13 protein-coding genes are annotated in these 14322 nt (G+C 71.5%); 2 read left to right on the forward strand and 11 right to left on the reverse strand.

Going from position 1 to position 14322, the window contains the following annotated elements:
• Both AE652_RS43140 and AE652_RS19485 read left to right on the forward strand, forming a co-directional pair.
• The coding region (locus AE652_RS43140) for a YsnF/AvaK domain-containing protein (protein ID WP_159028493.1) at nt 1–554 on the forward strand (554 nt) is incomplete at its 5' end.
• 215 nt (nt 555–769) lie between these two features.
• Nucleotides 770–2266, forward strand: a complete 1497-nt coding sequence (locus tag AE652_RS19485) for an MFS transporter (protein WP_063780197.1) — start codon at nt 770–772, stop codon at nt 2264–2266.
• Between the two features lie 141 nt (nt 2267–2407).
• On the opposite strand, the gene AE652_RS19490 is transcribed toward AE652_RS19485, so the two are convergent.
• The 11 genes from AE652_RS19490 to AE652_RS19540 form a co-directional block, all read right to left on the reverse strand.
• Nucleotides 2408–3835, reverse strand: a complete 1428-nt coding sequence (locus tag AE652_RS19490) for a DNA polymerase IV (RefSeq protein WP_049653257.1) — start codon at nt 3833–3835, stop codon at nt 2408–2410.
• Nucleotides 3836–3907: 72 nt separating this feature from the next.
• A complete protein-coding gene (locus AE652_RS19495) occupies nt 3908–4600 on the reverse strand; it encodes a vancomycin high temperature exclusion protein (protein WP_369808307.1) in 693 nt (230 codons plus the stop codon).
• Nucleotides 4601–4724: 124 nt separating this feature from the next.
• Nucleotides 4725–5369 (reverse strand): MerR family transcriptional regulator, encoded by a 645-nt coding sequence (locus AE652_RS19500; RefSeq protein ID WP_049653260.1) that lies wholly within the window; start codon nt 5367–5369, stop codon nt 4725–4727.
• A 223-nt stretch (nt 5370–5592) separates the two neighbouring features.
• Nucleotides 5593–6069, reverse strand: coding sequence for a bifunctional nuclease family protein (locus tag AE652_RS19505; protein WP_030303568.1), 477 nt, complete (start codon nt 6067–6069; stop codon nt 5593–5595).
• Nucleotides 6070–6166: 97 nt separating this feature from the next.
• Complete coding sequence (locus AE652_RS19510) at nt 6167–6862, reverse strand: MerR family transcriptional regulator (RefSeq protein WP_198959445.1); 696 nt, start codon at nt 6860–6862, stop codon at nt 6167–6169.
• A gap of 179 nt (nt 6863–7041) precedes the next feature.
• Nucleotides 7042–7584 carry an FHA domain-containing protein gene (locus AE652_RS49500; protein ID WP_049653265.1) on the reverse strand — a complete coding sequence of 181 codons (543 nt, stop codon included), beginning with the start codon at nt 7582–7584 and terminating at the stop codon, nt 7042–7044.
• A gap of 568 nt (nt 7585–8152) precedes the next feature.
• Nucleotides 8153–9067, reverse strand: coding sequence for a DUF881 domain-containing protein (locus AE652_RS19520; RefSeq protein ID WP_049653279.1), 915 nt, complete (start codon nt 9065–9067; stop codon nt 8153–8155).
• Nucleotides 9068–9350: 283 nt separating this feature from the next.
• On the reverse strand, nt 9351–9683 hold the full coding sequence (locus AE652_RS19525; protein ID WP_030062488.1) for a small basic family protein: 333 nt from the start codon (nt 9681–9683) through the stop codon (nt 9351–9353).
• Nucleotides 9680–10759 (reverse strand): DUF881 domain-containing protein, encoded by a 1080-nt coding sequence (locus AE652_RS19530; protein WP_049653280.1) that lies wholly within the window; start codon nt 10757–10759, stop codon nt 9680–9682. The genes AE652_RS19525 and AE652_RS19530 overlap by 4 nt, the downstream gene beginning before the upstream one ends.
• 196 nt (nt 10760–10955) lie before the next feature.
• Complete coding sequence (locus AE652_RS19535; protein ID WP_049653268.1) at nt 10956–13451, reverse strand: mannose-1-phosphate guanyltransferase; 2496 nt, start codon at nt 13449–13451, stop codon at nt 10956–10958.
• 124 nt (nt 13452–13575) lie between these two features.
• Entirely contained in the window at nt 13576–14196 is a 621-nt protein-coding gene (locus AE652_RS19540; protein ID WP_049653270.1) for a CDP-alcohol phosphatidyltransferase family protein, read from the reverse strand.
• Between the last annotated feature and the right edge of the window lie 126 nt (nt 14197–14322).

The raw sequence follows: 14322 nt of genomic DNA on the forward strand, positions 1-14322 counted from the left end.
CGCAGTCGCAGCCCGCTCCCGCGCCCGCGTCTACGCCCGCCCCGGCGGCGACCGTCGGCGCCGCGCACGCCGACGGCGCCCCGTCCGCCCCCAGCGGCCCGGTCGAGATCACCTGCCGCGAGGAGCGGCTGGAGGTCACCACCGAGTGGCACACCCTCGGCACCGCGAAGCTGCGCAAGTACGTGACGACCGAACAGGTCGAGCGCCGCATCCCCGTGGTCCACGAGCGCGTCCGGGTCGAGCGGATGCCGGTCAGCGACGCCGAGCGCGCCACGCTCAGCGAGAAGGACATCGCCGAGGCCGTCGAGGAGGTCACCCTCCGCGAGGAGCGCGCGGTGGTCCGCAAGTACCTCGCGCCCGTCGAGCGGGTCCGCCTGGTCGTCGAGCGCTACACGACGGAGGAGGTGGTCCGGGAGGAGCTCCGCCGCGAGCACGTCGAGGTCCACGACACCACCGCCACCCAGAACCCCTCCCCGGCCGGCTCGCCCCCGCCCCCCGCCTCACCCCCCGCCACCGACTCACCCCGCCCGGCCGCGCTGCGCCCGCTCGTCTGACACCACCCGCGAAGAGGGGCCCCGGACACCGTCCGGGGCCCCTCTCGCACACCCACCGCAGGCACCCTCCCCGCACCCGCCACCCCCGCCACGGCCCTTGTCACGTACCCGACCGTTCACCTTTGCCAAAACTTAACCACTCGATATTTGACACTCTGAAGTATCTCCCTGCATGGTTACTTCAGTTCATTCACTATGTACGGGAGGAAGCAACCGTGAGTGAGGCACCACAGCCCACCACCGCGGCCGAGAAGCAGAGCAGCGCCCGGGTCCTGCCGGCCCTCATCCTGGCGATGCTGTCGTTCAGCGTGGTGCAGACCGCGGTCGTCCCGATCCTGCCCTCGCTGGCCAAGGAACTGCACGTCTCCGCGTCCAGCGTCACCTGGCTGATGACCGCCAACCTGCTCTCCGCAGCCGTGCTGACTCCCCTCCTGGGCCGCTTCGGCGACCTCCGGGGCCGCAAGCCGATGCTGCTGATCTCGCTGGCCGGCCTGGTCGCCGGTTCGGCGCTGGCGGTCAGCACCCACTCCTTCACCTGGCTGGTCGTCGCCCGTGTCCTCCAGGGCGCCGGCGGTGGCGTCCTGCCGCTGGCGATCAGCATCGTCCGTGACGAGCTGCCCAAGCAGAAGGTGACCGGCGGCGTCGCCGCCATCAGCGCCTCGATGGGCGTCGGCTCCGGCCTCGGCCTGGTCGCGACCGGTCTCCTGCTGGAGCACTGGAACTACAAGTCGATCTTCTGGATGGGCCTGGTCTTCGGCCTGATCGCGATCGCCCTGGTCGCCTTCCGCGTCCCGACCGACCCGGTGACCGACAAGGAGGGCGGCGCCGACCCGCTGGGTGCCCTCACCCTGGCCGGCTGGCTCTCCGCGCTGCTGGTCGCGGTCAGCCAGGGCAACCACTGGGGCTGGACCTCCAACAAGACGCTCGGCCTGTTCGCCGTCGCCGCCGTGGTCGCCCTGATCTGGGGGATCATCGAGACCAAGGTCGCGCACCCGCTGGTGGACATGAAGATGATGGCCCGTCCGGCCGTCGCCTTCACCAACGTGGCCGGCCTGCTCATCGGCTTCGGCATGTACGGCTCCTTCATGGTCATCAGCAACTTCGCCCAGACCCCGGAGAAGCTGACCCACTACGGCTTCACCGCCAGCGTGCTGCACGCCGGCCTCCTGCTGCTGCCGTCCGCGATCGGCTCGATGGTCGCCGCCCCGGTCGGCGCCCTGCTGATCGCCCGTCGCGGCCCGCGCCTGCCGCTGGTCCTCGGTGGCGTCCTCGGCGCCATCGCGATGGCCTACCTGGCCGTGCGCCACGGGCACGAGGGCGACATCTACACCGCCTCGGCGATCTTCGGTCTCGGTGTCGGCCTCGCCTTCGCCGCGATGCCGGCCTACATCAACGGCGCCGTCCCGGTCGAGCAGAGCGGTATCGCCAACGGCATGAACTCCGTGCTGCGCACGGTCGGTGGCGCGATCGGCACCGCCGTCATGGCCGCCATCCTGACCGGCGACACCATGAAGCTGCCGCCGCAGATCCCGCTGTCGCTGCCCACCCTGGACGCCTACAAGCACGCGTTCTGGACCGCGGCCGTGGTCTGCGTCGTCGCCGGTGTCGTCCCGTTCCTGATCCGCGGCACCAAGTCGGCCGCCACCGCGACGGTCGTCGGCGGCTCGGCCCAGCAGGACTCCAGCCCCGAGCTGGTCAAGACCGACGCCTGACGAGGCGTCCGGCCCCCGCGCTCAGGGACAGGGCGCGGGGCCCGGTCCCCGTACATCGTGAGGGCATCACGAACGCACGGGGTCCGGCACGGTGATCGGCCCCACCCGGTACTCCCCCACCGGGTGGGGCCGCTTCGCGTTTCAGCCTCCTTCCCCCGGCCCGCCGTTCCCCTCTGACACACCGTCCGGCCCCTCGTCCACACCCGCGTCCCGGCGCAGCGGCAGCGGCCGGGACGGTTCGAGCGCCGGGTCGTCCACCGCGAAGGTCCGTACCCGCCCCGGCCCGTCCCACGGCGTCTCGAACCGTACGGTGACCCTCCCGACGCCGCTGCCCTGCACCCAGCCCGGACCGAACTCCTCGTGCCGGACGTCCTGTCCGGGCACCCACCGCCGCACCACGACGGCCTCCGGCTCCGCCTCGGGCTCCTCGGCCTCGGCCGCCGCCTCAGCGTGCTCCGCGGCCTCCTCCCGCAGCGCCTGGGCGAACAGGTCCTCCTGGGTGTAGTCGGCGAGTTGGGCGACGCCCACGCCGAGCAGCCGGACCCCGCCGGTGATCTCCACCTGCTCGGCCAGCCGGCGCGCGGTCGCGGTGATCACCGCCTCGTCGTCGGTGGGCCCGCCGAGCGTCTCCGAGCGGGTCAGCGTCGAGAAGTCGAACCGCCGGACCTTGAGCACCACCGTCCGCCCCGAGCGCCCGGCCGCCCGCAGCCGCCGTACGCACCGGCCGGCCAGGGCCTCCACCTCGCGCAGCACCCGTTCCCGGTCGGCCAGGTCCACCTCGTAGGTGTCCTCCACCGACACGGACTTGGCGTCCTGGTCGGCGATCACCGGCCGCTCGTCCAGCCCTATGGACATCTGGAAGATCCCGGCGCCGTGCGCCCGCCCGACCAGCTGCACCAGCTCCGCCTCCCCCGCCTCCGCGAGGTCGGCCACCGTGCTCAGCCCGGCCCGGCGCAGCACCTGTTCGGTGGCCGGCCCGATCCCGGGCAGCGCCCGCACCGGCATCGGGCCGAGCACGGCCCGCTCCTGCCCGGGCTCGATCATGACCAGTCCGTCCGGCTTGGCCTGCTCGGAGGCGATCTTGGCCATCAGCTTGGACCCGGCCGCCCCGACCGAGCCGGTCAGCCCGGTCGACCGCTGGATGTCCGCCCGCAGGTCCTCCGCGAGCGCGAGGACCAGCCGCTCGCCGGTCTCGTGGTCCGCCTCCAGCAGTGCCGGTCCGTACGGGCCTGCCTCCAGGTCCACGAAGGCCTCGTCCAGGCTGAGCGGCTGCACCAGCGGGGACAGCTGCCGCAGCAGCCCCATCACGATCTCGCTGTTCTGCCGGTAGGCCTCGAACCGCCCCGCCAGGAAGGCCGCGTTGGGGCAGAGCCGGCGCGCCTGCGCCATCGGCATCGCCGAGTGCACCCCGAACCTGCGCGCCTCGTACGAGGCCGTGGAGACCACCCCGCGCCCGCCGAGCCCGCCGACGACCACCGGCTTGCCGCGCAGGCTGGGCTTGGCCGCCTGCTCCACCGCCGCGAAGAAGGCGTCCATGTCGAGGTGGATGATGCTCGGCAGAGATCGCACCCGCCGATCATCGCGTACGGGTCCGACAGTGCGTACGAACCGGGCCGGAGGCCCCGCTCCCGGCCCCCGTCGCTACTGCTTCGCGGCCTCCGCCAGCGCCTTCGGAATGCCGTCCTCCCGGGGCCCGAGGAACACCGGGTCCGGCCGCAGCCAGGCGTTGGCCGCCGCCTTGCCCGCCCCGGCGACCTCCCGCAGCCCGCCGTACAGCCAGGTCGCGTCGTGCAGTTCCGGCACCCCGACCGCGTACGAGCGGATGCCCGCCGCCTCGCACAGCGCCAGCGCCCGGCGGACGTGGAAGTCCTGGCTGACCAGCACCGCGTGGTCCACCCCGAAGATCCGGCGCGCCCGGGTGCAGGAGTCCCAGGTGTCGAAGCCCGCGTAGTCCCGCACCACCCGGTCCTCGGGAACGCCGTTCCGGGTCAGGTAGTCGTACATCGCGTCGGGCTCGGAGTACTCGACCCGCCCGTTGTCCCCGGTCACCAGGATCGCCTGCACCTTCCCCTCCCGGTACAGGTCCACCGCCGCGACCAGACGGTGCTCCAGGTACGGGGAGGGCTTGCCCTGGTACAGGCCGGCCCCGAAGACCACCGCGACCGGCGCGGCGGGCGCGCTCTCCACGGTGCCCACCCGGTCCCCCGCGGCGAACCACACCCAGGCGCTCGGCGCCAGCGCCAGCGAGCAGAGCACCGTTCCGACCTGGAACACCCTGCGCTGCGTCCGCCGCTGCCGCAGCCGGGCCCCCAGCAGTCCGGCCCTGCGCCGCAGCAGCCCCGATATACCGGTACCGACTCCCACGTGCCCTCCCTCGATCACGTCAACCGGGGAACACGACGGGGCCGCGGGTCCGAACGGTTCCCCGTCCGGGCCCGCGGCCCCGTCGAACGCCTGCTCAGACCGCCCGGTTGCGCCGCTGGGCCAGCTCGTCGGCCGGGTCGTGCCCGACCATCGTCTCGCCGGTGTCGGTGCGCTCGGCGTGCAGCCGCCCGAGGGTGAGCTCCAGCTCCTGCCAGACCGCTCCGACCGCGATGCCGAAGACCCCCTGACCGCCCTTCAGCAGATCGACCACCTGCTGCGGCGTGGTGCACTCGTACACCGTCGCGCCGTCGCACATCAGCGTCATCCCCGCCAGGTCGGCCTGGTCGGCGGCCTGGAGGTGGGCGACCGCCACCCGGATGTTCTGCAGCGAGACACCCGCGTCGAGCAGCCGCTTCACGATCTTCAGCAGCAGGATGTCGCGGAAGCTGTAGAGCCGCTGGCTGGTCGACGGGTACGCGGTGCGGACGCTGGGCTCCAGCAGTCCGGTGCGGGCCCAGTAGTCCAGCTGACGGTAGGTGATGCCGGCCGCCGCACAGGCCGTCGGGCCCCGGAAGCCGAGCAGGTCGGACGTCGGGGCCAGCCGTTCGATGGCCGGCTGGCCCGCCTGTACGGCCGGGAACCTGCCGACCCGGGGGAAATCCGTGACGGTGCGAGCGGTGCGCGGCATGTGCACGGCGCACCGGCCTCCCACGGCCGCGTCATCGCCGGTGCTGCTCATGCCTGCCTCCGTCCACTTGTGCTGCGGGCAACCCGACTGCGGGCATCGGCCACCCGGACAGCCACTCCTGACGGTAGGCAGTCCCCTATGACCCGTCAACGATCGCCACGCCGGGCCAGACAAACCACATCACTCAGGAGAGTGGTTTTTCGTGCCCCTAGTGTGGGTAGATGGACGGATTTTGGCAAAACGATGGGCCGAAAGGCCGCACGGTCGGGCCCCGCTACTGCGGGCCGCTGCCGCCGAAGTCCTCGGGCGACACCTGGTCGAGGAACTCGCGGAACTTCTCGACCTCGTCCTCCTGCTCGTCCGGGATCGCGATGCCCGCCTCGGCGAGCACCTCCTCGCTCCCGTAGATCGGCGTGCCGGTGCGCAGCGCCAGCGCTATGGCGTCGGACGGCCGCGCGCTCACCTCGACCCCGCCGGCGAACACCAGCTCGGCGTAGAACACGCCCTCCCGCAGGTCGGTGATCCGGACCTCGGTGAGCTGCTGGCCGAGCGCCTCCAGGACGTCCTTGAAGAGGTCGTGCGTCAGCGGCCGCACCGGCGTCATGCCCTGCTGGGCGAAGGCGATCGCGGTCGCCTCGCCGGGGCCGATCCAGATCGGCAGATAGCGATCTCCCCCGACCTCCCGCAGCAGCACGATCGGCTGGTTGGAAGGCATCTCCACTCGGACACCCACGACGTCGAGCTCATTCACACAGGCAACCCTATGGCTCCGCTCCCGGATATGAAAGCGCAGGGCCGATGCCGCTGGTCAGCGCGGTGCGGCCAGGGCGCGCCGCGGGCGGCACGCGCTATCCGCGCGTCCGCATCCCGGCCTGGACCATGGCCGCGTGCAGCCGTACGGACAGCGTCGCGAGCTCCCGGGCGGTGGCCTCCGCGTGCGCCCTGGTCTGCGGGTTCCGGTGCCGGCGCAACGGCGCCACCACCTGTTCCACCAGCGCGATCTCGCGGTCCGCCGCGGCCTTCATGGCGCGCAGGTGCCGGGGCTCCAGCCCGTACCGGCCGAGCTCCGCGACCAGCCGGGCCACCTGGAGCGCCTCGCCGTCGTAGCCGCCGTCCGGTCCCGGGGCGACCAGCCCGTAGGACTCCCACTCGGCCAGCTCCGGCTCCCCGGCCTCGGCCGCCGCGAGCAGTTCGGCGCGCCCCAGCCGGACGCCGGAGGGCACCTCTCCGCCGGCCACCAGCTCCCGGTCCGCCTCCTCCAGCGGCCCGGGCCGGGTGTCGGCGGCGGAGGGCAGCGCGGGCGGGTTCTCACCGCGCTCGATGGCGTCCAGGTGCTCCCGGATCACCCGCAGCGGCAGGTAGTGGTCCCGCTGCATGCGCAGGACGTAGGCCAGCCGCTCGACGTCGGCCGGGCTGAACTTGCGGTACCCCGAGGGCGTGCGCTGCGGCTCGACCAACCCCTCAGCCTCCAGGAAGCGGATCTTGGAGATGGTGACCTCGGGGAAGTCGTCGCGCAGGAAGGCCAGCACCGCGCCGATACTCAGCAGCTCGTCACCGCCGCGCCGGCGGCCGGCGGGCCGCTCGGCCCGGACCGGCTGCCGCGGGCCCGCGACCACCCCGCGTCCGCCGCGGTCCGCCTGCGGACCGGACGGGGTTGGGGTGGCCGCCCCGAGAGAAGAGGAAGGGGTATTCGTATTCACTCGGGCTCCTGCCGACGTCGTTTTCAGTACCCCCGGTTGTGGCCGGCGAAGAACACCAGCCGGTACTTCCCGATCTGCACCTCGTCGCCGTTGTTCAGCGGCACCTCGTCGATCCGCTCCCGGTTCACGTAGGTGCCGTTGAGGCTGCCCACGTCCGCGACGCTGAAGCCGGCCGGGGTGCGGCGGAACTCCACGTGGCGGCGCGAGACCGTGACGTCGTCGAGGAAGATGTCACCCTGCGGGTGGCGACCCGCCGTGGTGACGTCCGAGTCCAGCAGGAACCGGCTGCCGGAGTTCGGACCGCGCTGCACGATCAGCAGGGCCGAGCCCGGCGGCAGCGCGTCGATCGCCGACAGCACCTCGGCCGACAGGGCCGGCGTGGCGCCGGTGCCGGTCGTGGTGGTGGGGTCGTACGACTCCAGGCCGGAGATGGAGATGGTCGACGTGGTCTCCGCCGCCCCCTCCGGAAGCAGGCCGCCGCGCAGCGCCGTGCCGCAGTTGGAACAGAACCGGGCCGCGGCCGGGTTCCGGTTGCCGCACCTGGGGCACGGAGTGGGGCCAGCCATGTTCACAGCCTCCTGGCGCGGCACACCCGACGGGTTGTGCCCGGCGTACGGATCCGGGGCAAACCCTCCACCAGAGGTTGAGGGTCCTGACGGGAAACCTATGCGCGGCTCGCCGGAGGGGTCAACCGACGCGCCGTAGCCCGCCTGATTCCCCGCGTACTGGGCGGCGCCGCCGTCCCGGTACAGCTGCTGACCTGCGTACGGCGCGGCCTCGGGGGCCGGACGCATGCCCGGCACTGCGGGCTCGTCCTCCGGTCGGCGGTGACGCGCGGTGGGCGCCTCGACGGCGGCGGCGTCACGGCCCTTGTTACGACCGAACAACTTCGAGAAGAAACTCACGGGCGAATCCCCTTGCGTGTGACAGACCCGCCCGCGGGGCAGGGTGAGAACCTCGGACATGCTGCGGGCCCGGTCGTTGCGGCTCGGGCCCGCTGGAGTGGTACTCCGGCGGTTGGTACTGCGGTTGTTGCTCCGGAGCGTACTGGTGCGAACCAGTCTCGCCCATGTGACGGCGGCGCCCCGCAGCGGGTGCCGCCCGCCCTTGACGGGCCGTTCGCCGGGCGCCCCGTCACTTCGAAGCCGGCTTGGCGTACTGCGGCGACTTCGGGTCCACGAGGGCGTCGACGACCACCTTCTGCTGCTGGGCGATCGTCGCCCGCGCCTGGTGGCTCTCCAACGTGCGGACGACACCTCCCGGGATGTTCAGCGCGGGTGTCAGATCCTGCGGGTTCCCCACGACCGTGAAGCGGTAGGGCTGCGAGACCTTCTTCCCGTCGATCTGCACCCCACCGGCCGACAGGTCGGTGAAGTAGGTGTTGACCACCACGCGCACATCGTTGATCTGAATCGCCTCCGCCCCCGCCGCTCGAAGTTCTTGCAGGGTGTCCAGCAGCATATCTGCCTTCACCTGCCCTTGGGGATCATCGACCGTGAGTACGATGCCCGGACCAGTGGCTTTGACGGTGCCGGCGAGCACGCCGAGCTCCGTCGCCTTCTTCCTGGTCTGCTCCTGGGCCTCCTTGGCCTGGTTGGAGCTGTTCTCCAACTTCGCCAGGGACTGCTCCAGCTCCGCCTTCTCCTGCTGAAGACGTTGCTGACGGCTGTCCAGTTCATCGAGGATCCGCACCAGGTCCTCCTGGCGGGCCCCGCGGAGCTGACTGTGGTGGTCGTTGGTCGACCGCACCTGGATCGCCAGCCCCAGGCCGAGCGAGAACAGCAGCAGCGCCACCACCAGCTGCCCGCGCGACAGCCGCGGCGGCCAGAGCGCCGCCTTCAGGCGCCGCCGGCCGGCACTCCGGTCCGCGACAGGCTCGGGCTCGGGTTCCGGCTCGGACCCCGCTTCCGGCGCGGGCTCCGGGCCCGACACGGGCTCGGGCGTGGGCTCGGGCTCAGCGGCAGGCGCGGACTCCGGCTTCGCCCCGGTCTTCGGCTCGGTCTTCGGCTCGTCCCCGGGGGCCGGCGCGGTGACCTTCGTGAGCCGCAGCGTCGGCTCGGGCACCGAACCGGCCTCAAGCTCAGCCTTAGCGTCAGACTTCTCCGCCGAGGCGACGACGGGCCCCACGGCCTCGGCGGTCTCCCCGGCCGTCCCGGCAGCCTCGTCCGCGTCCGCCGCACTGTCCGTCCGAGGTGCGTCCACGACCTCCCGGACGGGCTTCGACACCGCCTTCTCGACCGTTTTCCCGCCCGGCTCTCCAGCCGGTTTCCCGGCGGCCGGCCCGGCCACCGCCGCCTCCCGCCCGTCCTCCGCCGCGGGCTCGCGGCCCGACTCAGGCACGGAAGACATGGCGCCGGATCGCGGCCGCGTTGGAGAAGATGCGGATGCCGAGGACGACGACCACGCCGGTGGACAGCTGCGAGCCGACGCCCAGCTGGTCACCGAGGAAGACGATCAGTGCCGCGACCACCACGTTCGACAGGAACGAGACGATGAACACCTTGTCGTTGAAGATCCCGTCGAGCATCGCCCGGACGCCGCCGAACACGGCGTCCAGCGCCGCCACCACCGCGATCGGCAGGTAGGGCACGACGGCGTCCGGCACCTCGGGTTGGACGAAGAGGCCGACGACCACCCCGATCACAAGACCCAGTACGGCAATCACGGTCTGGCTGCTCCTGTCCCTGTCGTGGTCTTGGTGGTTCCGGTCGGCGGACGCCGCTTGGCGGTGGAAGCACCGCTGGTCGGGGCCGACGAGGCGGAAGCGGAAGGCGAGGCCGACGGTGAGACGGACGCGCCGGGGCTCTCCTGGGTTCCGGCTCCGGCCGGCGGCGTTGCGCCCGCGGTCGCCGGGGGCGAGGCCTCGGGCGTCACCGGCTGCGCGGTCCGCAGCGTCACCCCCACCGCCGCCGGCAGCGTCAGGTTCTTCTGCACGGAGAGCGTCGACTTGATGCCGTACTGCTCCTGGAGCAGCCGCAGGTACTGCCCGGCCATGTCCTTCTCGAAGGCGGTGAGGAGCTTCGAGCCGTCCCCGATCGCCTGGATGTTGTACGGCGGCACCAGCGGCCGGTTGTCCACCAGCACCGCCTCGCCCGCGGCCCGGATCGCGGACAGCGCGGTCAGCCGCTGGCCGTTGATCGCGATCGCCTCGGCCCCGGATCCCCAGAGGCCGTTCACCACCAGCTGCAGGTCGCGGTCCCGCAGCCGGCCGCTGTTGGAGAAGCCCTGCCCGGCCCTCGGGTCGACGTTGCCGCCGCTGCCCGTGCCCGCGGCGTCCTCCAGGACCAGCTTCACGCCCGGCCCGGTGACCTGGCCCAGGCCCACGGCCCCGCTCACCCCGCCGGGATCGGCGTCGCCCGAGGCGAGCGCCTGCTGCTGCGTGCTGTCGACCTTGAGCCGCAGCTCCTGCACCTGCTTCTGCAACCGGTCGGCCGAGGTGTTGCTGTCGTTGATCCGGTGGATCAGCGCGTCCCGTTCCTTGGCCAGCGAGGGCTCGGCCTTGTGCGCGTTCACCGCGCCCACCGTCACCACCGCGCCGACCAGCGCCAGCCCCGCCCCGAGCGTCAGCAGCCCCGGCAGGGTCCCGGGTATCCGGCTGTCGCGGGCACCGCCGCGCGCGGCGGCCGCCTCCGCGTAGCCCTCGTCCAGGCTGTGGTCCATCACGTTGGTCAGCAAGGACATCGAGGCGTCCGGGCGGTTGTACCGTCCGTTCGGGGCACTCGGCGTCGGCGTCGCTGGCATGGAGACCATCGTCCCATGTCGTCGAGGGGGCCCGTGCACGGCCCCTGAGCTGCACACACGCTGCACACATGACGGAATGTGACGGAATATTCCGAATGATGTGAAAACGGACAGAGGGGCGCGCGGGTCACACCGCGCGCCCCGCCGTCCGAGGCGGTTCCGAGCTCAGCTCCTGATCGTGCTCAGTCCCGGTTCGTCACCGTCCCGCTCCGTCGACCACGGCCGCCCACTCGTCCAGCAGGGCCTCGGTGGCCTCGTCATCGGGGCCCTCCGCCCAGAGGTGGGTGACCGCCTCGGCCGGGTCCGGGAGCACCAGCGTCCAGCGCCCGTCCGCCTCGACCACCCGGACGCCGTCGGTGGTGTCCAGCCGACGGCTGCCGGCCGCCTCCACCACCGAGCGCATGACCATGCCCTTGGCGGCCCACGGCGTCGCGATGTCCCGGCGCCGGATGTGCGCCTGCGGGATCCGGGCGTCGATCTGGCTCAGCGTGAGCTGGGTCCGCGCCACCAGGCCGACCAGCCGGACGAACGCCGCGGCACCGTCCAGCACCCCGCTGAACTCGGGCACCACGAAGCCGCCGCGCCCGTCCCCGCCGAACACCGTGCCCTCGGCGGAGGCCGCCTTCGCGAGGTCGTCCGGCGTCGTCGTGGTCCAGATGACCTGGGTGCCGTGGTACGCGGCGACCTGCTCGGCGATCCGGGTGGTGGTCACCGGCAGTGCCACCTGCCCGCTGCGCCGCTCGGCGGCGACCAGGTCCAGCAGCACCAGCAGGGCCCGGTCGTCGTCGATCACCCGCCCGAGCTCGTCCACGAACGCGACGCGCTCGCCCACCGGGTCGAACCGCACCCCGAAGGCCGCCCGCGAGGAGGCGACCAGCTCACCGAGCCTGGCCAAGCCCGCCCGCCGCGTTTCCGCGTCCTCGGTCGGCCGCGCCTCGTCCAGCCCGCTGGAGACGGTGAGCGCCTCGACCCCGAGTCGGCCCAGGATGCTCGGCAGAACAAGGCCCGCGCTGCCGTGCGCGGTGTCCACGACCACCTTCAGCCCGGCCTCCCGGACTCCGGTCGTGTCCACCGTCCGCAGCAGGTTTCCCGCGTAGGAGTCGAAGACGCTGGAGGGGAAGGTCAGGTCCCCGATCTCACCGGGGAAGGCCCGCCGGAACTCCTGGCGCGCGTAGACGCGGTCGAGCTTGCGCTGGCCGGCCTGCGAGAGGTCCGCCCCGCGCTCGTCGAAGAAGAGGATGTCCAGCGAGTCCGGCACACCCGGCGTGGTCCGCAGGAAGATCCCGCCCGCGCTCCCCCGCGCCGTGTGCTGCCGGGCCACCGGCATGGGCACGTTCTCGAGGTCGCGGACGTCGATCGCGGAGGTCTGGAGCGCCGAGATCATCGCCCGTTTGAGCGCACGCGCACCGCGCGAGTGGTCACGCGCGATGGTGACGGTGGCACCCTTCTTCAGCGTGGTCGCGTACGCCCCCGCCAGCCGGACGGCCAGCTCCGGGGTGATCTCGACGTTCAGGATGCCCGAGACGCCTCGGACCCCGAACAGGTGCTCCTGGCCGCGCGACTCCCAGATCACCGAGGTGTTGACGACGGCGCCGGCCTCGATGGTCTTGAACGGGTAGACCCGGACGTTCGCCCCGATGATCGACTCCTCGCCGACCAGGCACTCGTCCCCGATCACCGCGCCGTCCTCGATCCGCGCGGCCCGCATCACGTCGGTGTTCTTGCCGACCACGCAGCCCCGCAGATTGCTCTGCGGCCCGACGTACACGTTGTCGTGCACCACCGCCCTGTGCAGGAACGCGCCGCGCTTGACGACCACGTTGCTGCCCAGCACGGTGTGCTCGCGGATCTCCACGCCGGCCTCGACCTTGGCGTAGTCCCCGATGTACAGCGGCCCTCGCAGCACCGCCTCCGGGTCCACCTCGGCGCCCTCGGCGACCCAGACCCCCGGGGAGATCTCGAACCCGTCGAGCTCGACGTCGACCTTGCCCTCCAGGACGTCCGCCTGGGCCTTGCCGTAGCTCTCGTGGGTGCCCACGTCCTCCCAGTAGCCCTCGGCGACGTACCCGTAGACCCGCTTGCCCTCCTTCAGGAGCTGGGGGAAGACGTCACTCGACCAGTCGACGGACTCGCCCGCCGCGACGTAGTCGAAGACCTCGGGTTCCATCACGTAGATACCGGTGTTCACCGTGTCGGAGAAGACCTGCCCCCAGGTCGGCTTCTCCAGGAACCGCTCGACCCTCCCCTCCTCGTCCGTGATCGTGATGCCGAACTCCAGTGGATTCGGCACCCTCGTGAGACAGACGGTGACCAGAGCGTTCTTACTGCGGTGAAAGTCGATCAATTCCGAGAGATTGAAGTCGGTCAACGCGTCACCGGAGATCACCAGAAAGGAATCGTCCTTGAGCGCGTCCTCGGCGTTCTTGACACTCCCCGCAGTGCCCAGTGGCGTCTCCTCGTGGGCATAGGTCAGATGCATGCCCAGCTCTTCGCCGTCACCGAAATAGTTCTTGACCAGCGACGCCAGGAACTGCACGGTGACGACGGTGTCGGAGAGGCCGTGCCGCTTCAGCAGCCGAAGCACGTGCTCCATGATCGGCCTATTGGCGACCGGAAGCAGCGGCTTCGGCATGCTGGAGGTCATCGGGCGGAGTCGAGTGCCCTCGCCCCCTGCCATTACAACGGCTTTCATTACGGGTGCGTCCTCCTTCGCGGTGGTGGACCGGCAGGTCCATCAAAGCGTTCCAGAAGGTTCTCTACCCGGAAGGTATCGTCCGACGCACCGAGGAGGCGTGGGGCTTCTCTCAGATCACGTCTCAGACTGTGGACGCCGGGCCCGCGGTGCTCCCCCGGACGATCTGCCGCGCCTGGACCGCGTAAAGAATCGCGGCCCACCAGTACAAGGTCGTCCCCCACCAGATGAACGCCCAGCTCACCACCTCGGCCGGCCGGGCGATCCAGCTGTCGACACTGCCGAGCAGCAGAAGCGGAAACGCGTACATCAGATTGAAGGTCGCGGCCTTCCCCAGGAAACTCGTCTGGAGCGGTCCGTAACCGCGCCGGGCCAGAATCGGCAGCAGGCCGGCGATGAATGCCTCACGGGCCAACAGGATCGCGGTGAGCCACCACGGCAGAATCCCACGCCACGTCAACCCGACCAGCGTGGACAGGACGTACAGCCGGTCGGCCAGCGGATCGAGCAGCTGCCCCACCCGGCTGATCTGCCCCCACCGGCGGGCGAGCTTCCCGTCCAGGTAGTCGCTGATCCCGCTCAACATCAGGATCAGCAGTGCCCAACCGTCATTGTTGGGCCCGTCGAAGACCGGCCACAGGATGAGCCAGAGGAAGAGCGGAACACCGACCAGCCGGCCCATGCTCAGCATATTGGGGATGGTGAGGACGCGATCGGTCTGGACCCGCGTCTCCTGGACCTCCACCCGGGGGGCCTCCTGTCCCGTGTGACGACAATTGCATGTTGACCCTACAACAGAGAAGCCCCCGACCGGTTCACCCGGCGGGGGCTTCTCTAGAAGAATTGTTCGGCGGCGTCCTACTCTCCCACA

The sequence above is a fragment of the Kitasatospora sp. MY 5-36 genome, from assembly GCF_001182915.1.
In the GTDB taxonomy this organism is placed as follows: Bacteria; Actinomycetota; Actinomycetes; order Streptomycetales; family Streptomycetaceae; genus Kitasatospora.

Bases quoted from the DNA above. Each gene is read 5' to 3' on its own strand.
- AE652_RS19535 (WP_049653268.1), bottom strand. From the start codon at position 13,451: ATGAAAGCCGTTGTAATGGCAGGGGGCGAGGGCACTCGACTCCGCCCG.
- AE652_RS19500 (WP_049653260.1), bottom strand. From the start codon at position 5,369: ATGAGCAGCACCGGCGATGACGCGGCCGTGGGAGGCCGGTGCGCCGTG.
- AE652_RS49500 (WP_049653265.1), bottom strand. From the start codon at position 7,584: ATGGCTGGCCCCACTCCGTGCCCCAGGTGCGGCAACCGGAACCCGGCC.
- AE652_RS19530 (WP_049653280.1), bottom strand. From the start codon at position 10,759: ATGCCAGCGACGCCGACGCCGAGTGCCCCGAACGGACGGTACAACCGC.